We start from the raw sequence: 17943 nt of genomic DNA, 5'->3' as shown, positions 1-17943 counted from the left end.
CGGCAACAAGGCCTACGGCCACACACTCCATAGCAACGCCAAATGACAGATGGCGGCAATGTTCACAAGGAACATTGCCGCCATCTGTCATTTCGGCGCGGGCGCGGGAGGCGCGGGCCCGGCCCGGGTTAGATGCTGCGGACGGCGATGACGGCGTTGTGGCCGCCGAAGCCGAACGAGTTGCTCAGCGCGACGATGCTGCCGCCGGGCAGCGCACGCTCGGAGGTGACGACGTCGAGCGGGATCTCCGGATCCTGGTTCTCGAGGTTGATCGTCACCGGAGCCTTGCGTTCGTGCACCGCGAGTACGGTCAGCACGGCTTCCACCGCACCGGAGGCGCCCAGCAGGTGCCCCATCTGCGACTTCGTGGCCGAGACGGCCACGTTGTCCACGTGGCTGCCCAGGGCGGCCTTGAGGGCGGCGTACTCGGGCTTGTCACCCACCGGGGTGGAGGTGGCGTGCGCATTGACGTGCACCACGTCCTCGGCCTGGATCCGGCCGTCGAACATGGCAGCCTTCAACGCTCGGGTGGCGCCGAGGCCCTCCGGGTCAGGGGCGGTGATGTGGTAGGCATCGGCGGTCACCGAGGTGCCGGCGAGTTCGGCGTAGATCCGGGCGCCGCGGGCGAGGGCGTGCTCCTCGGCTTCAAGGACCAGGGCGCCGGCGCCTTCACCCATGACGAAGCCGTCGCGGTCGCGGTCGTAGGGGCGGGATGCGTGCTCGGGATCGTCGTTGCGGCGGGACAGCGCCTGCATCGAGGCGAAGGCGGCGATCGGCATCGGGTGGATGGCGGCTTCGGCGCCGCCGCAGACGACGACGTCGGCCTTGCCGGAGCGGATCAGGTCCAGGCCCACGTGGACGGCTTCGGTGCCGGACGCGCAGGCGGACACGGGGGTGTGGGCGCCGGCGCGGGCACCGAGGTCCAGGCTGACCGCAGCAGCCGGGCCGTTGGGCATCAGCATCGGCACGGTCATGGGCAGGACGCGGCGGGGACCCTTTTCGCGCAAGGTGTCCCAGGCGTCCAGGAGGGTCCAGACGCCGCCGATGCCGGTAGCGAAGGCGACGGCCAGGCGGTCGTGGTCGATCTCGGTGATGCCGGAGTCGGCCCAGGCCTCACGGGAGGCGACCACGGCGAACTGCGTGGACGGGTCCATGCGCTTGGCTTCGACACGGCTTAGGACGTCGGTCGCGGGGGTGGAGGCGCGAGCCGCGAAGTGCACCGGCAGCTCGTACTTGGCCACCCAGTCGTCCTCGAGCGTGTGCGCGCCGGAGACGCCCTTCAGCGCGTTCTTCCACATCGTGGGGACATCGCCGCCGATGGGCGTGGTGGCACCCAGACCGGTAATGACTACTTTGCGTGTCATGGGATCACTCTCTGTCGGTGCGCCTGCCATATCCGGAAACTGGTAAAGGCGCCCGGGGCCTGCGTAGGGAAAACTCGGTGGTCATGAAAAGTGGGGGTCAAGCGGTGGTGTTCCGGTCCGGGACGCCGACGAAGCGTCCCGGACCGGCCACAGGGGCGGCCGTTGCCGGCCGGGCCAGAGTGCAGGCGGAAATTAGGCCTGCGCGTTGGCGATGAAGCTGACGGCGTCGCCGACGGTCTTGAGGTTCTTGACCTCTTCGTCCGGGATGCGCACGCCGAACTTTTCCTCGGCGTTGACCACGATGGTCATCATGGAGATGGAGTCGATGTCCAGGTCCTCGGTGAAGGACTTGTCCAGCTCGACCGCCTCGGGGGCCAGGCCGGTCTCTTCGTTGACGATTTCAGCCAGGCCGGCCAGGATCTCTTCGTTGCTAGCCATTGATGGCTCCTTTTCTTGTTGTTGCCGTCGGCGTCCGGGGGTTGTTCCGGGAACCTCTGGCGAAATGATTCAAACCGAGGGTTCGGTTTGGTGTGGGATTCAGTGCCATTGGGGATACCCAACGGCACAGGAAGTGCGGTGGCCGCCTACGGAAGCACAATCACCTGGGCGCCGAAGACAAGTCCGGCCCCGAACCCGATCTGCAGGGCCAGTCCGCCGCTCAGTTCAGGATTTTCCTGCAGCAAACGGTGGGTGGCGAGGGGGATGGAGGCTGCCGAGGTGTTGCCTGCTTCGGCGATATCCCGGGCGACCTTGACGGTCTCCGGAAGCTTGAGCTTCTTGGCCATCTCGTCGATGATCCGCATGTTGGCCTGGTGCGGGATGAACGCCGCGAGATCCTCGGCGCGGATGCCGGCGGCATCGAGGGCCTGCTGGGCCACCTTGGCCATTTCCCAGACCGCCCAGCGGAAGACCGTCTGGCCGTCTTGGCGCAGCGTAGGCCACAAGGCCGCCTCGGTCACCTCAGCCTCGCCCTCGCTGAGGGCGCGGCCGCGCTTGCCGGCGGCTTCGAAGTCGCGGATGTCCAGCATCGAGTGGGTCATGCCGATCGCGTCCCACTTGCTGCCGTCCGATCCCCACACCGACGGGCCGATGCCCGGAGTGTCGGAAGGTCCGATGACGACGGCGCCCGCGCCGTCGCCGAGCAGGAAGGAGATGGTGCGCTCGGTGTTGTCGATGACGTCAGAGAGCTTCTCGGCACCGACCACGAGCACGTACTTCGCCGCGCCGGAGCGGACCAGGGCGTCGGCCTGGGCGATCCCGTAGCAGTAGCCGGCGCAGGCGGCGGAGATGTCGAACGCCGGCGCCGGGGTGGCGCCGAGGCGGTCGGCCAGGCTTGCCGCGGCGGAGGGCGTCGCGTAGGGGTGGGTCACGGTGGAGACGATGACTGCGCCCAGCTCGGACGCGTCAATGCCGGCCTTCTGCAGGGCCTCGCGGGACGCACCCTCGGCCATGTCGATCACGCTGACGTCGGCAGGGGCCCGGTGCCGGGTGATGATGCCGGTGCGCTGGCGGATCCATTCGTCCGAGGAATCGATCCACTGGCAGACATCCTCGTTGGTGACGATGACGCTGGGCCGGTAGGCGCCGACGCCCATCACGCGGGTGTTTTCCTGCAGGGCAGCCTGCTTCAGAGTCGGAGCGCTCATTCCCCTCCCTCCAGTTCTGCGAATAGGGCCAAGGCGGCGGAAAGGTCATCCGGGGTCTTGACGGTGACGGTCTTCACTCCGGGCATGCCGCGCTTGGCCAGCCCGGCCAGCGTGCCTGCCGGGGCCAGTTCGATCACGCCGGTCACACCGCGCTTCACCATGGTCTCCATGCAGAGATCCCAGCGGACCGGGCGGGACACCTGGGCGATCAGGCTGTCGACGGCTGCGCCGCCGTCGGTGACCTCGGCGCCGTCGAAGTTGGAGAGCAGGGGGACCTGCGGGTTCCGCGGGTGCAGCGAGGGCTTCAGGGCCTGCAGCGCCGCGACGGCGGGGGACATGTGCGAGGTGTGGAACGCGCCGGCAACCTTCAGCGGGATCACGCGGGCCTTGGCCGGCGGATTCTCGGCGAGGGCCTTGAGCTGCTCCAGGGTACCCGCGGCCACGGTCTGGCCGGCGCCGTTGACGTTGGCAGGGGTGAGCCCGCAGGCCTCGATCGCGGCGAGGACCTCGGCGGGCTCTCCGCCCACGACGGCGCTCATGCCGGTGGGGGTGGCCGCGGCGGCAGCTGCCATGCTGTTGGCGCGTTCGCGGACGAAAGTCATGGCTTCGGTCTCGGTCAGGACGCCGGCCAGGGCCGAGGCGGTGATTTCGCCGACCGAGTGCCCGGCAAGGATGACCGGCAGGGTGCCGAGTTCGACGTCGAAGAGCGACTTCGCGGCCACGAGCCCGGCGGCGACAATCAGGGGCTGCGCGACGGCGGTGTCCTTGATGGTCTCCTCATCGGAGGTGGTTCCGTGGGCGGTGAGGTCGATACCTGCTATTTCGCTAAGGGAGGCCAGGTGGCCTGCGACGGGTGGCAGTTCCAGCCAGGGGGCCAGAAAACCAGGGGTCTGGGAGCCCTGTCCAGGGCAAACGATTGCAAGCACGTATCCAGCTTTCCAAATTGCCGCGTGATTCATCGGTACTTTCATGCACCAAGCTCACTGGGTCAGATTGTAGGAAGTCTACAACGGGTCAGGAGTTGTTGCGGGACGGCTGGCGTTCCGGGGAAGGCCTGGGCGGGGCCGAAAGCCGGCCAACCACGAGCGCTGCCTGGAGCACAAACGCCTCCCGGGGGATCAGTGGATCCCAGCCCGTGACGTCGCAGACGCGCTTGAGCCGGTACCGGACGGTGTTGGCATGGACGAAGAGCTCGCGGGCCGTCGCCTCAAGTGAATGGCCAAGTTCCAGGTAGGTCCCCAGCGTCTCGACCAGGCCGTTGGACGCGGCGACCAGGGGCCGGTAGATGTTCTTCACCAGCGAGCGGCGGGCCGCGTCGTCACCGGAGATCACCCGCTCGGGCAGCAGGTCATCGGCCGCCACGGGACGCGGCGCGGAGGGCCAGGCCCTGGCCGCAGTCAGTCCGGCGAACGCGGACTGGGCGGAGCTGCTGGCTTCCAGCAGTGAACCGGCTTCGGCGCCGTAGACCACCGGGCCGGGGGCGAAGAGTTCACTGAGCTTCTGGCAGGCCGTTTCGCGGTCCTGCACGCCGCCCAGGATGAGGATGAGGCGGTCGCCCTGGATGCCCACGAGGGCGTCCTCGGCGAACCGCCCGGCGGTGCGGCGCAGCTCGCTGACGTAGCTGGCGCTCGGTTCCGACGGGGAATTTCCGACCATCACGGTGAAGCGTTCTTGGGCTTTCCAGCCCAGCGCGGCGATCCGGGAGCGCAGCGCGTCGGTGTTTTCGCCGCGCAGGATCGCGTCGACGATCAGCGCCTCCAGCCGGGTGTCCCAGGAGCCGCGGGTCTCGGCGGCCCGCGCGTAGACGTCGGCTGCGGCGAAGGCCACCTCGCGGGAGTAGCGCAGCACGGCCTCGCGCAGGCCGGCCTGGTCCGCTTCGGGCGCGATGATGGGCACCTGGTCCTCGACCACCTCGACGACGATCCGGATCAGCTGCAACGCTTTTTGCAGGCTGATCGAGCGGGTGAGCTCGGTCGGGGCGGTGCCGAAGACATCGGAGAGGATCCACGAGGGCGAGCTGGGCCGTTCGAACCAGGTGACAAAGGCGGCGATGCCGTTCTGCGCCACCATGCCCAGGGCGGAGCGCTCATCGGAATTCAGCCGGCTGTACCAGGGCAGCGACTTTTCCAGCTGGCGCAGCGTCGTGGTGGACAGCTGGCCGACGCTGGCGCGGAGCTTCTTCAGCGTCTCGGCCTTCTCCGGGGTGAGCGCCCGCACGGACGGCTTGCGTTTTGCGGGAGTGGTGGTGGGCTCTGCCATGCATCGAGCATACGGTGCCCGCCGTCCAAGCTCCATTTGTGCAAAGGCTACAAGTCGCTTTGGGCTGGATCACAGCCGCGGCGGGCGCGCCGGGCTCCCGCACGGCGCCGGGCGGCCGGGGGTTAAACGCCCGACGGCGGCCCCCACCCAGATGGGAACCGCCGTCGGGCGCTGCTGTTACGGGCGTGCGCGGTTAGGACTCGCCGCCCGCGTTGCCGGTGGTGCCGGCGTTGACGTTGAGCAGGCGGTACTTCTCGATCGCCTGGGCCGGGGCCTGGGCGTCGACCTCGCCGCGGCGGGCCAGCATCTGCAGCGAACGGACCACGATCGAGTGGATGTCGTTCTTGAAGAAGCGGCGCGCGGCGGCGCGGGTGTCCGAGAAGCCGAAGCCGTCAGCACCGAGCGAGGCGAACTCGTTCGGGATGAACTGCCGGATCTGGTCCGGAACGGCTTTCATGTAGTCCGAGACCGCCACGATCGGTCCGGTGGCGCCTGCGAGCTGTTCGGTGACGAACGGGACGCGGGCGGGCTGGCCGGGGTTGAGGAAGGCGTCTTCCTCGGCGGCCATCGCGTCACGGCGCAGTTCGGTCCAGGAGGTCACGGACCAGACATCAGCGGAGACGCCCCAGTCTTCGGCGAGGATCCGCTGGGCCTCAAGGGCCCAGGGGACGGACACGCCGGAGGCCAGGATCTGCGTGCGCGGGCCGTCGATCTTGGCCGGTGCCAGCAGGTAGATGCCCTTGATGATGCCTTCGGTGTCGAGCTCGGCGGGTGCCGGCGGCTGGACGATCGGCTCGTTGTAGACCGTGATGTAGTACATCAGGTTCCGGGACGGGTCATTGTCCGCCGGGCCCGGACCATACATCCGGGTCAGGCCGTCGCGCATGATGACGCCGATCTCGTAACCGTAGGCCGGGTCGTAGGTGACGACGGCCGGGTTGGTCGAGGCGAGGATCGGGGAGTGGCCGTCAGCGTGCTGCAGGCCCTCGCCGGTCAGCGTGGTCCGTCCGGCGGTGGCGCCGATGATGAACCCGCGGGTCATCTGGTCGGCGGCGGCCCAGAAGGAGTCGCCGGTGCGCTGGAAACCGAACATCGAGTAGAAGACGTAGATCGGGATCAGCGGTTCGCCGTGCGTGGCGTAGGAGGTGCCCGCGGCGGTGAAGGCGGCGACCGAACCGGCCTCGTTGATGCCCGCGTGGACGATCTGGCCGGCAATGGATTCCTTGTAGGCCAGGACGAGGTCGCGGTCCACGGACAGGTAGTTCTGGCCGTTCGGGTTGTAGATCTTCGCCGTCGGGAAGAACGCGTCCATACCGAAGGTGCGTGCCTCGTCGGGGATGATCGGCACGATCCGGGAGCCGAAGTCCTTGTCCCGCATCAGGTCCTTGAGCAACCGGACGAACGCCATGGTGGTGGCGGCCTGCTGCTTGCCGGAGCCGCGGTTGGCGACCTCGTACGCCTTGTCGCCCGGGAGGGTGACGTCGGTGTGCTTGGAGCGGCGTTCGGGGACGAACCCGCCGAGGGCGCGGCGGCGTTCCATCAGGTACTGGATCTCCGGGGCGTCGGCGCCGGGGTGGTAGTACGGCGGCTGGTACGGGTCCGCTTCGAGCTGCTCGTCCGTGATCGGGATGCGCAGGTGGTCGCGGAAGGCCTTCAGGTCCGCCAGCGTGAGCTTCTTCATCTGGTGGGTCGCGTTGCGGCCCTCGAAGTGGGTGCCCAGGCCGTAACCCTTGACCGTGTGGGCCAGGATGACCGTCGGCTTGCCCTTGAACTCGGTGGCGGCCTTGTACGCGGCGTAGACCTTGTTGTAGTCGTGGCCGCCGCGCTTGAGGTTCCAGATCTCCTGGTCCGTCATGTCCGCGACCATGTCCTTGGTCTGCGGGGTCTTGCCGAAGAAGTGCTCGCGGACGAACCCGCCGGATTCGGCCTTGTACGTCTGGTAGTCGCCATCGACGGTCTCGTTCATGATCTTCACGAGCGAGCCGTCTTCGTCCTTGGCGAGCAGGTCGTCCCACTCACGGCCCCAGACCACCTTGATGACGTTCCAGCCGGCGCCGCGGAAGAACGCTTCGAGCTCCTGCATGATTTTGCCGTTGCCGCGGACCGGGCCGTCGAGGCGCTGCAGGTTGCAGTTGATGACGAAGTTGAGGTTGTCCAGCTTGTCGTTCGCGGCGAGCTGGAGCAGGCCGCGGGATTCCGGCTCGTCCATTTCACCGTCGCCCAGGAACGCCCAGACCTGCTGGTCGGAGGTGTCCTTGATGCCACGGTTGTGCAGGTAGCGGTTCGACTGCGCCTGGTAGATGGCGTTCATCGGGCCGATGCCCATCGACACGGTGGGGAACTCCCAGAACTCCGGCATCAGGCGCGGGTGCGGGTAGCTGGAGAGGGCGTGGCCCTCCTTGGACTTCTCCTGGCGGAAGCCGTCCAGGTCTTCCTCGGTCAGCCGTCCTTCCATGAAGGCGCGGGCGTACATGCCGGGGGAGGCGTGGCCCTGGAAGAAGACCTGGTCGCCGCCACCGGGGTGGTCCTTGCCGCGGAAGAAGTGGTTGAAGCCGACCTCGTAGAGAGTCGCCGCGCCGGCGTAGGTGGAGATGTGCCCGCCGACGCCGATTTCGGGCCGCTGGGCACGGTGCACCATCACGGCGGCGTTCCAGCGCAGCCATGCGCGGTACTTGCGTTCGATCTCCTCATCGCCGGGGAACGGCGCTTCCTGGTCCACCGGGATGGTGTTGACGTAGTCCGTGGTGGTCACCATCGGTACGCCCACGCTCTGTGCGCCGGCCCGCTGGAGCAGGCTGCGCATGATGTACTGGGCACGCTCGGTGCCCTGTTCCTGAATCAGTGTGTCCAGGGACTCCAGCCATTCGGCGGTCTCTTCCGGATCACGATCAGGCAGCTGGTTAGTCAACCCGCTGAGGATATGGGAGGTATCTTCTCCTGCAGCCACGTCCAACCTCTCTTTGAGCGCATTCATCGGCACCCTCAGCTCCGGCAGGGTATCTGCCTGGCGTGAACGCGACGTGTGCGACATATCGGTAACAGCAGCCCGGTCCTGTACGCCGGGCTAGGTCCAATCACAACCATGCCCGCCTGTATCAGCGGGCGGATGTCCGCGCAGGCATGGTCGTCATCAGCCACTCTAGCCGTGTGAGTCCGCGGATGCGTAGCCGCCGCATGGGGCCGCCGCCGTATTTCACGGGCATACTGGTTCTGTGACGAGGAGCCCCTCCGCGGCCCCCGGAACCGCCGGTGTGACGCAGAATATGGCGGATCGCGGGGTCAGCAGCTTGAAGCGAAGGCTCAAAGGGTGTTGGCTTGTAGTAATGGAAATCACTAGCACCATAAGAACCACCGGGCAGTACACAAGCAGTTGCAAACAGCAGACGCACCAACAGCATAGGAGTAACACGTGAGCGAGGCCGACGCCGCCACTTCGGTAAATGTGGCGGAAAAATTGGGTTTCAAAAATGGAGATCTGATTCAGGAATTCGGTTATGACGACGACGTCGACTTCGACTTGCGTGACGACATCGAGGACCTCACCGGCTCGGAACTCTTTGATGAGGACGACCACGAGGTAGTAGACGCCGCCATTCTTTGGTGGCGCGCCGGCGATGGAGACCTCGTCGACACACTGGTCGACTCGCTCACCTCCTTGACTGAGGGCGGGGTGGTCTGGGTGCTGACCCCGAAGAACGGCCGGGACGGCTACGTGTCCCCGTCGGATATCCAGGATGCCGCCCCCACTGCCGGGCTGCACTGCACCACGTCCGCGGGTGTTTCCCGCGATTGGAGCGCCACCCGGCTGGTCACGCGGAAGAACAAGTGACCCAAACCGGCGTGGAAACGCTGACGGTGCCGGCCGCCGTGCCCGCCGTCGGCCAGGCCGCCCCCGACTTTGTGCTCGCCAACCAGTTCGGCGAGCCGGTCCGGCTGTCGGAATTGCGCGGCCGCAATGTGGTCCTCGTGTTCTTCCCGTTTGCGTTCTCCGGCATTTGCACCGGCGAGCTTTGCGAAATCCGCGACAACCTTGCGCTCTTCGAGGACGCCGACGCCGCCGTGCTGGGGGTGTCGGTGGACAGCAAGTTCGCGCAGCGCGCCTACGCGGAAAAGGAAGGTTACTCCTTCGACCTGTTGGCGGACTTCTGGCCGCACGGGGCGGTGGCCCGGCGGTACGGGGTTTTTGATCCGGACAGCGGCATGGCCAAGCGCGGCACCTTTATCATCGACGCGCATGGAACGGTGCGCTACGTAGTGGTGAACCCCCGCGGCCAGGCCCGGGATTTCACCGAGTACCGCGCCGCCCTGGCGGGTCTCGCGGGGAACTGACGGCGGAGGCAGGTGCGGTGAGGCAACGGCGGCCCGGCGTAGGCATGACTGGCTTTGCCAGCCTGCCGCCGGTCCCTGCCGCCGAACCGGCCCGCAGCGAGCTGGAGGTCCTGCGGGAAATCCACGGTGTCCTCGCGGGGGAGCCCTTTGCGCTACTCACCGGCGCGGGGCTCAGCACGGACTCGGGCATCCCGGACTACCGCGGTCCCGGCGCGGCCCCCCGGGCACCGATGACCTACCAGGAATTCATCGGCGAACCCGAAAACCGCCGGCGCTATTGGGCCCGGAACCACATCGGCTGGTCGCACCTGCGCCGGGCCGACCCCAACTACGGCCATGCCGCCGCCGCCCGGCTGGAGCACCGCGGGCTCCTCACCGGCCTGATCACGCAAAACGTCGACCGCCTGCATGAGGACGCCGGAAGCGTGAACGTGGTGGACCTGCACGGCCGGTTCGACCAGGTGGTCTGCCTGGCTTGCCAGCGCCGCTACAGCCGTTCGCTGCTGGCCGGTGTGCTGGAGGAACTCAACCCCGGCTTTTTGGCCGACGCCCTCGCCGCCGGCGTTGTGGAAATGGCGCCCGATGCCGACGCGACCGTGGAGGATGCGGCACTGATCGCCGGCTTCGTCGTCGCGAACTGTCCGGCCTGCGGCGGCACCCTGAAACCTGACTTTGTCTATTTCGGCGAGAACGTCCCCAAGGACCGGGTGGAACGCTCCTACGCCATGGTGGACGCCGCCGCGGCCCTGCTGGTGGCAGGGTCCTCCCTGACCGTGATGAGCGGACTGCGGTTCGTCCGGCACGCGGCCAAGCACGGCAAGCCTGTGGTCATTATCAACCGGGGACAGACCCGGGGCGACGACCTGGCCACAATCAAGCTGGAGGCCGGCGTCAGCGAATCACTGACCTGGCTCGCCGCGGAACTCCCGGGACTCTGAAGCCCGCAGGCAGGGGTGCCGCCAATTGGCGTTTCCGCCGCCGTTTCCGGTAGAGTCATTGTTCGTTGGTTGACGCACTGAGATGCGGAAACAACACCTTGGGTCTTTAGCTCAGCTGGTAGAGCGCCACGTTTACACCGTGGATGTCATCGGTTCGATCCCGGTAGGACCCACAACGAATAACCCCGTCGCAGCAGGCCGGAAGGCCGTCGCGGCGGGGTTTTCTGCTGTGCCTCTTCGCAGGACTTCCCTACCGCCCAGGATGTCGGTGCCCGCCAGTACAGTCCTGGGCATGGAACATGTGATGGTGAAAACCGGCCCGGATGGGCACCCCCTGGCGGTGGTCCGCGGCGGCCGCGAATGGGTGGTCGGTGCGGAGCCGGTGCGCTGGTTTGAGCGGGTGAGCTGGTGGGAGGCCGAGCGCCGGATGCCCAAGGGCCTAAGCCGGGTCGACGTCGAGGTGTGGCAGGTCCAGGCCCGGCTGGGCCGGAACACCGGATCGGCCCTGACCACCATGGAAATCATCCGGGACGGCCTTGGCGGGGGCTGGCGGCTTCGGGAGGCGGTGGCGGACGCCGCCTGACAAACGTCCACCAGGGGGCGGAGTGCCCGGGCCCAGGCAGAGCGCGCCGGCAAAGCAAAAGCCAGCCGGCAGAAGGAATAGCCTTCAGGCAATGGAAAAGCCTTCAGGCAATGGAAAAGCCTTCCACCGCGACTATTGGGGGATGCCGCGGTGGAAGGCTTGTAAGAAATATACCGTGAATGCGTCCAAATGTGAAACGCCTACAGGTTGAATTTGGCCATCGTTGGGACTAATACGGGGCCCGCTGGCAGCGTCGCAGCCCTAGCGGCGCTGGACCGGTACGAAGACGCGGGGCTGGTCCTTCCAGCTCGGTTCCATGTCCGCGATCGTCTCACGCATGATCTTGTTGGAGGCCTCGCGGGCGGCCGCGCCGTTGCCGGCCGCAATCGCCTCCGCCACGTCCACGTGCCACTGCAGTGCGGAGGCCCGTGGATGGTCCGGCATCAGGCCATGGACCGTGCGGCCGGTCAGGGTCTCGGCAACCTGGCCCACCATGTTGGCGAACATCTCGTTGCCCGAGCCGGCCAGCAAAAGGGAATGGAACCGGATGTCCAGGTCCAGGAACCGGGGCACGTCGCCGGCCACGCCGGCTTCCCGCATGGCGTGCGAGATTTCGACGAGTTCGCCGCGGAGGTCGTCCGGGGCGTTGCCGGCCGCCAGTTCGGCCGCCACCGGCTCCACGGCGGTGCGCAGCTCGGCCAGGGAGCGCAGTTGGGCGCCACGGCCTTCGCCGGCCAGGCGCCAGCGGATGACGAGCGGATCGAAGGGGTTCCACCGGCTGGCGGGCAGCACCCGGATGCCGACGCGTTTGATGGTCTCCACCAATCCCAGGGACTGCAGGACGCGGACCGCCTCGCGGACCACCGAGCGGGAGACTTTCAGCTCGTCCTCAAGGTGCTCGGCCAGCATGACGTGGCCGGCGGGGAGGTCGCCGGCGACGATGCGGGCTCCCAGATGCTCGATGGCGCGGTGATGGAGGCTGGTCGACATAGTCGTAAGCATAGTGGCGCCAACCGCGTTCCCCGCGGCTGCAGGCACAGTGGCCGCCGAAAATCATAGACTGTTTGTGACGCGCCGTATTCCGCCACGTGGGCGCTGCTTTCCGGCAGACTGCGGAAATACATATGGTTTATTGACAGCCACTAATCCCAAGAAGCGTGTTCCGCAGCAAGTGCGGGACGAATTGCACTCGATGCACAGAATGAATTGGAGTTTTGATGTCAGCACACATCGGTGTCACCGGCCTTGCGGTGATGGGGGCCAACCTGGCCCGGAACCTGGCCCGTAACGGCTTCACCGTTGCCCTGCACAACCGGTCCGTGGAAAAAACCGACGCGCTCCTCGAAAAGCACGGCCAGGACGGCGACTTCATCCGCACGGAGACGCTGCAGGAACTCGTTGACTCGCTGGAGAAGCCGCGCCGCGTGCTGATCATGGTCAAGGCCGGCAAGCCGGTGGACTCCGTGATCGAGCAGCTCGAACCGCTGCTGGAGCCCGGCGACATCATCATCGACGCCGGCAACTCGCACTACGAGGACACCCGCCGCCGCGAAGCCGCCCTCGCCAAGAAAGACCTGCACTTCGTCGGCATCGGCGTCTCCGGCGGCGAGGAAGGGGCCCTCAACGGCCCCTCGATCATGCCCGGCGGTTCCAAGGAGTCCTACGAGGCGCTCGGCCCGCTGCTGGAAAAGATCGCCGCGCACGTCGACGGCCAGCCCTGCTGCGCCTGGATCGGCACCGACGGCGCCGGACACTTCGTCAAGATGGTGCACAACGGCATCGAATACGCCGACATGCAGGTCATCGGCGAGGCCTTCGACCTCCTCCGCTCCGGCGCCGGCATCGAGCCGGCCGAGCAGTCCAAGATCTTCGCCGAATGGAACAAGGGCGAGCTGGCCTCCTTCCTGATCGAAATCTCCGCCGAGGTCCTCGGCCACGTTGACGCCAAGACCGGCAAGCCGTTTGTCGACGTCGTGGTGGACGCCGCCGGCCAGAAGGGAACCGGGCGCTGGACGGTCATCTCCGCCCTCGAACTGGGTTCCCCGACCTCGGGCATCGCCGAATCCGTGTTCGCCCGGGCGCTGTCCTCCCAGTCGGAGCAGCGCAAGCTGGCCCAGGAGCTGCTCGCCGGCGGAGAAGCCGCCGTTGAGGTCCCCGAAACCTTCGTCGAGGATGTCCGGCAGGCGCTGTACGCGTCCAAGCTGGTCTCCTACGCCCAGGGACTGGATATGCTCACCTCCGCCGCCAAGGAATACGGCTGGGACCTCAAGCTGGACGAGATCGCTTCGCTGTGGCGTGGCGGCTGCATCATCCGCGCCGAGCTGCTCAAGGAAATCACCAAGGCCTACGCCGCGGAGGAGAAGCCGGCCAACCTGCTGTTCGCCCCGGCCTTCACCAAGGCGATTGCCGAAGTCCTCCCGGCCTGGCGCCGCGTGGTGGCCACCGCCGTGCAGCTCGGCATTCCGGTGCCGGTGTTCTCCTCCTCGCTGGCCTACTACGACGGCCTGCGCCGCAAGCGCCTCCCGGCCGCCGTGATCCAGGGCCAGCGTGACCTCTTCGGTGCGCACACCTATGGCCGCATCGACACCGAGGGGACCTTCCACACCCTCTGGGGCGAAGACAAGTCCGAAATCGCCGCGGTGGACACGCACTGATCCATCCGCCACCCGCCCGCGGCCGGCGCTTCCCGATACTCTGGGGGCGCCGGCCGTTTGCGTTGGCGGCTGTTCCAGACTTTCAGGCCGCACCCCGTCCAGAGGAGTACTCCCATGCCCCAGCCAGTCGCCTTTGTCACCGGTGCCTCCACCGGGATCGGATTCGAGGCCGCCCGGAAGCTCGCGGCCCATGGCTTCACCGTGTATGCCGGGGCCAGGCGGGTGGAGAAGATGGAGCCGCTGGAGGCCGACGGCGTCCGGATCCTGGCGCTCGACGTGACCGACGAGGCGTCGATGGACGCCGCCGTCGGGCAGGTCCTCGCGGCGCACGGCCGGATCGACGTGCTGGTGAACAACGCCGGTTACGGGTCCTACGGCTCGCTGGAGGACGTCGAAGCGGCGGAAGGGCGGCGGCAGTTCGACGTCAACGTCTTCGGCGTGGCGCGGATGACGCAGCTGGTGCTGCCGGCCATGCGGGAGGCGGGCCGCGGCCGGATCATCAACGTTTCCTCGATCGGCGGCAAGATGTACGAGCCGCTCGGCGCCTGGTACCACGCCACGAAGTTTGCCGTGGAGGGGCTCAGCGATTCGCTGCGCGTGGAACTCAAGCCGCACGGCATTGACGTGTCCATCATCGAACCGGGCGGCACCCAGTCCGAGTGGGGCGCCATCTCCGCCCGGGGGCTGCTGGCCAGTTCCGGGACAGGGCCGTACGCGGCGCAGGCAAAGGTTGTCGCGGCCGCGCTCGCGTCAACTGACGGTTCGGCGCTGTCCTCGCATCCGGCGGTGATTGCGGATGCGATCGTCCACGCCGCCACCTCGCCGCGGCCGAAGACCCGCTATCCGGTAGGCAAGGGGGCGCGGGCAATCCTGCTGCTGCGCAGGCTGCTGCCGGACCGGGCCTTCGACGTCGTGCTCTGGAACATCTACAAGCGCTTTCCCCGCTAGCTGGGGGAGCGGGCGTGCCCGGGGAGAGCCCGGGCGCGCCTAGATCCGGTATTCGATCAGGTACTCGGCCGGGTCCACGGCGGCCTTGGTCTCGCGCTGGGCGTCGCGGTGCCGCCAGGTGGCGGGCACACCGGTCAGGATCGACTCGGCCGGGGCGTCCTTGACCACGACGGCGTTGGCGCCGATGGCGCTGTCCCGGCCGATGGTGATGGGGCCCAGAACCTTGGCGCCGGCGCCGATGACCACGCGGTCCTCGATGGTGGGGTGCCGCTTGATCTTAGCGAGCGAACGGCCGCCGAGCGTGACGCCGTGGTAGATCATCACATCCTCGCCGATCTCGGCGGTCTCGCCGATCACCACGCCCATGCCGTGGTCGATGAAGAAGCGGCGGCCGATTGTGGCGCCCGGGTGGATCTCGATGCCGGTCATGAAACGGGCCAACTGCGAGATCAGCCGCGCCGGGAAGCGCAGCGAGGGGTTTTGCCACAGCCGGTGCGTCAGGCGGTGCGCCCAGATCGCGTGCAGGCCGGAATAGGCAAAGAAGTTTTCGAAAGAACCCCGCGCCGCCGGGTCGTGGGACCTGGCGGCGTCGAGGTCTTCCTTCAGCCTTGCGAAGAAGCTCACAAAGACCTTTCTACGAATTGTGGGCGGCCTGGATCAGCCGCGGATGTCGTCGTACAGCACGGTGGAGATGTAGCGCTCCCCGAAGTCGCAGACGATGGCAACAATCAGCTTACCGGCGTTCTCCGGGCGCTTGGCGAGCTCCAGGGCCGCCCAGACGATCGCGCCGGAGGAGATGCCGCCGAGGATGCCTTCCTTCACGCCGAGGTCGCGCGCCACGCGGACGGAGTCTTCCAAGGTGGCGTCGAGGACCTCGTCGTAGACGTTGGTGTCCAGGATTTCCGGAACGAAGTTCGCACCGAGGCCCTGGATCTTGTGCGGGCCGGCGTTGCCGCCGTTGAGGATGGCGGAGTCCTTGGGCTCGACGGCGATGATCTGCACGTCGGGCTTGCGCTCCTTGAGCACCTGGCCGACGCCGGTGACGGTGCCGCCCGTGCCGACGCCGGCGACGAAGATGTCCACCTTGCCGTCGGTGTCGGTCCAGATTTCCTCGGCCGTGGTCTGGCGGTGCACCTCGGGGTTGGCCTCGTTGGCGAACTGCTGGGCCCAGATGGAGTTCTCCGTGTTGGCAACGATCTCCTGGGCCTTCTCCACGGCTCCGCGCATGCCTTCGGATCCGGGGGTGAGCACGATTTCGGCACCGTAGGCGCGGAGCATCACGCGGCGTTCCGTGGACATGGTCTCCGGCATGGTCAGGATGACCTTGTAACCGCGGGCGGCGCCCACCATCGCCAGGGCGATGCCGGTGTTGCCCGAGGTTCCCTCGACGATCGTTCCGCCGGGCTTGAGCGCGCCGGACTTCTCCGCCGCATCGACGATGGCGACGCCGATCCGGTCCTTGACGCTGTTGGCCGGGTTGTAGAACTCCAGTTTGACCGCCACCGTGGCGTCCAGGCCTTCGCTCAGCCGGTTGAGGCGGACCAGCGGGGTGCCGCCGACCAGCTGGGTTACGTCGTCATAGATCCGTGCCATGGGTATATGTGCCTATCTGTGAAGAGGGAATTCTAAGGTCAGCCTAACGATGGCGCTCAGGCCCTAGCTAAGCATTAAGCCATGCAGAGTAATATTTCCTGGCCTTCGCCAGCTTCGGGTTGATGATCACCTGGCAGTATCCCTGATCGGGATATTTCGCGTAGTAGTCCTGGTGGAAATCCTCGGCCACGTGGAAGACCGGCAGCCGGCTCACCTCGGTGACGATCGGGTGCGCCCACAACTCCTGGTTCCGGTTGATCGCTTCCTCGAAGAGGATCTTTTCTTCGGTGGTCTCGTAGAACATCGAGGAACGGTACTGGGTGCCGACGTCGTAGCCCTGGCGGTTGAGCGTGGTGGGATCATGCAGGGCGAAGAACATGTCGAGGATGATTTCGGCCGGGATCAGGTCCTCGTCGAACGTCACCGCCACCACCTCGGCGTGCCCCGTGGTTCCGGAGCACACGGAGTAGTAGTCGGGGTTGCGGTCATGGCCGCCGGTGTAGCCCGAAACGACCGAGCTGACACCCTTGGTCTTCTGGTAAACGGCGTCGAGGCACCAAAAGCAGCCCCCGCCGAGGACGAAAGTTCTCATGTCCTGTTCAATGGACGAACGGCCCGGATCATTCCCGAACCCGGTATTCAGCGTGCATCCGGGACTCCCGGCACGGTGGCTGGGCCCGCGAGTAGGGTAAAAATAGGGGTATGGAAGCTGAGAACACCGACGTTTCAGAACAGACCGCCGGAGCCCCCGGCCCCGGCGAAGCCGCCACGCTGGGCATGATCCTGCTGGCCGTCGAGGAACTCTGGCCCGAATCGCTGGCGGAGGAGTGGGACGAGGTGGGCCTCGTGGCGGGGCACCCGTCCGCCGAGGTAAACAGGATCCTCTTCGCCGTCGACCCCACCCTCGAAGTCATCGAGGAAGCCGTCGCCTGGGGCGCCGAACTGCTCATCACCCACCACCCCCTGCTGCTCAAGGGCGTCACCTCCGTCGCGGCCAACACCCCCAAGGGCAAGGCCGTGCACCGGCTGATCGAATCCGGGACCGCCCTGCTGACGGTCCACACCAACGGTGATTCCGCCGTCGGCGGCGTCTCCGATGTGCTGGCCGACGCGCTGGGCCTGCAGGACGTGGTGCCGCTGACTCCGGCCGCGAACGGCCTTCCCGAAGAGGGCATCGGACGGGTCGGAGACCTCGCTGATGTCCAGACTCTGGGCGACTTCGCCGCACGGGTCTTCGGCATCCTGCCCTCCGTGGCCGGTGGGGTCCGTGTTTCCGGCGACCGGGACGGCCTGGTGCGCCGGGTGGCGCTGTGCGGCGGCGCCGGCGATTCACTGTTCAACGAGGTCCGCGCCAGCAACGCCGACGTCTACCTCACCGCGGACCTGCGCCACCATCCGGCGTCGGAGGCGCGGGAGGCCGCCGTCAACGACCGGCCCTACCTGATCGACGTCTCGCACTTCGCCAGCGAGTGGCTGTGGCTGCCGGCGGCCGCCGAGGCCCTGGGGAATGTGCTGACCGACCAGGGGCACGACATCGAGATCCGGGTCAGCAGCACCAACAGCGACCCCTGGGACTTCATTCTGACTCCGGGCGGCGGCTAGAGTCTAGGGAGCGCCGGTACGGTGCCC

General features: G+C 67.2%; 17 protein-coding genes and 1 tRNA gene. 8 read left to right on the top strand and 10 right to left on the bottom strand.

Features of this window, described 5'->3' with window-relative positions:
- Nucleotides 1-128: 128 nt before the first annotated feature.
- The 6 genes from fabF to aceE form a co-directional block, all read right to left on the bottom strand.
- A complete protein-coding gene (gene fabF / locus ACUYM2_RS10925) occupies nt 129-1364 on the bottom strand; it encodes a beta-ketoacyl-ACP synthase II (protein ID WP_481600078.1) in 1236 nt (411 codons plus the stop codon).
- 192 nt (nt 1365-1556) lie between these two features.
- Complete coding sequence (locus ACUYM2_RS10920) at nt 1557-1802, bottom strand: acyl carrier protein (protein ID WP_175320862.1); 246 nt, start codon at nt 1800-1802, stop codon at nt 1557-1559.
- Between the two features lie 146 nt (nt 1803-1948).
- Nucleotides 1949-3010 (bottom strand): beta-ketoacyl-ACP synthase III, encoded by a 1062-nt coding sequence (locus ACUYM2_RS10915; RefSeq protein ID WP_481600077.1) that lies wholly within the window; start codon nt 3008-3010, stop codon nt 1949-1951.
- A complete protein-coding gene (locus tag ACUYM2_RS10910) occupies nt 3007-3936 on the bottom strand; it encodes an ACP S-malonyltransferase (RefSeq protein ID WP_481600076.1) in 930 nt (309 codons plus the stop codon). The genes ACUYM2_RS10915 and ACUYM2_RS10910 overlap by 4 nt, the downstream gene beginning before the upstream one ends.
- An 88-nt stretch (nt 3937-4024) precedes the next feature.
- Nucleotides 4025-5269, bottom strand: a complete 1245-nt coding sequence (locus ACUYM2_RS10905) for a PucR family transcriptional regulator (RefSeq protein WP_481600075.1) — start codon at nt 5267-5269, stop codon at nt 4025-4027.
- Nucleotides 5270-5462: 193 nt separating this feature from the next.
- Nucleotides 5463-8243 carry a pyruvate dehydrogenase (acetyl-transferring), homodimeric type gene (aceE, locus tag ACUYM2_RS10900; RefSeq protein WP_481600074.1) on the bottom strand — a complete coding sequence of 927 codons (2781 nt, stop codon included), beginning with the start codon at nt 8241-8243 and terminating at the stop codon, nt 5463-5465.
- A gap of 435 nt (nt 8244-8678) precedes the next feature.
- On the opposite strand from aceE, the gene ACUYM2_RS10895 reads away from it, so the two are divergent.
- The 5 genes from ACUYM2_RS10895 (at nt 8679) to ACUYM2_RS10875 (ending at nt 11119) form a co-directional block, all read left to right on the top strand.
- Nucleotides 8679-9098 (top strand): DUF3052 domain-containing protein, encoded by a 420-nt coding sequence (locus ACUYM2_RS10895; protein WP_481600073.1) that lies wholly within the window; start codon nt 8679-8681, stop codon nt 9096-9098.
- Nucleotides 9095-9598, top strand: a complete 504-nt coding sequence (locus tag ACUYM2_RS10890; RefSeq protein ID WP_481600072.1) for a peroxiredoxin — start codon at nt 9095-9097, stop codon at nt 9596-9598. Before ACUYM2_RS10895 ends, ACUYM2_RS10890 begins: the two co-directional genes overlap by 4 nt.
- Nucleotides 9599-9642: 44 nt before the next feature.
- Nucleotides 9643-10536 (top strand): NAD-dependent protein deacetylase, encoded by an 894-nt coding sequence (locus ACUYM2_RS10885; protein WP_481600071.1) that lies wholly within the window; start codon nt 9643-9645, stop codon nt 10534-10536.
- 100 nt (nt 10537-10636) lie between these two features.
- Nucleotides 10637-10709: transfer RNA gene (locus ACUYM2_RS10880), tRNA-Val, on the top strand.
- 95 nt (nt 10710-10804) lie between these two features.
- Entirely contained in the window at nt 10805-11119 is a 315-nt protein-coding gene (locus ACUYM2_RS10875) for a hypothetical protein (protein WP_481600070.1), read from the top strand.
- Between the two features lie 261 nt (nt 11120-11380).
- Here the strand turns inward: ACUYM2_RS10875 and ACUYM2_RS10870 are convergent, their stop codons facing one another.
- Entirely contained in the window at nt 11381-12109 is a 729-nt protein-coding gene (locus ACUYM2_RS10870) for a FadR/GntR family transcriptional regulator (RefSeq protein ID WP_481600069.1), read from the bottom strand.
- 227 nt (nt 12110-12336) lie between these two features.
- Between ACUYM2_RS10870 and gndA the strand changes: the two genes are divergently transcribed.
- Complete coding sequence (gene gndA, locus ACUYM2_RS10865; RefSeq protein ID WP_481600068.1) at nt 12337-13773, top strand: NADP-dependent phosphogluconate dehydrogenase; 1437 nt, start codon at nt 12337-12339, stop codon at nt 13771-13773.
- Between the two features lie 114 nt (nt 13774-13887).
- Entirely contained in the window at nt 13888-14721 is an 834-nt protein-coding gene (locus tag ACUYM2_RS10860) for an oxidoreductase (protein WP_481600067.1), read from the top strand.
- Nucleotides 14722-14760: 39 nt separating this feature from the next.
- Here ACUYM2_RS10860 and epsC read toward each other — a convergent pair whose 3' ends face one another.
- From epsC to msrA, 3 genes are all read right to left on the bottom strand, one after another.
- On the bottom strand, nt 14761-15345 hold the full coding sequence (epsC, locus tag ACUYM2_RS10855) for a serine O-acetyltransferase EpsC (protein ID WP_481600066.1): 585 nt from the start codon (nt 15343-15345) through the stop codon (nt 14761-14763).
- A gap of 33 nt (nt 15346-15378) precedes the next feature.
- The gene (cysK, locus tag ACUYM2_RS10850) at nt 15379-16314 is read right to left on the bottom strand and encodes a cysteine synthase A (protein WP_481600065.1); all 936 of its coding nucleotides are present in this window, start codon (nt 16312-16314) and stop codon (nt 15379-15381) included.
- Between the two features lie 67 nt (nt 16315-16381).
- Nucleotides 16382-16906, bottom strand: coding sequence for a peptide-methionine (S)-S-oxide reductase MsrA (gene msrA, locus ACUYM2_RS10845; RefSeq protein WP_481600064.1), 525 nt, complete (start codon nt 16904-16906; stop codon nt 16382-16384).
- A gap of 110 nt (nt 16907-17016) precedes the next feature.
- On the opposite strand from msrA, the gene ACUYM2_RS10840 reads away from it, so the two are divergent.
- Nucleotides 17017-17916: a Nif3-like dinuclear metal center hexameric protein gene (locus ACUYM2_RS10840; protein WP_481600063.1), complete on the top strand. Its 900-nt coding sequence runs from the start codon at nt 17017-17019 to the stop codon at nt 17914-17916.
- The last annotated feature ends 27 nt before the right edge of the window (nt 17917-17943 follow it).

Source organism: Arthrobacter sp. SD1074B (assembly GCF_056780195.1).
This window is presented reverse-complemented; position numbering and strand designations above follow the sequence as displayed.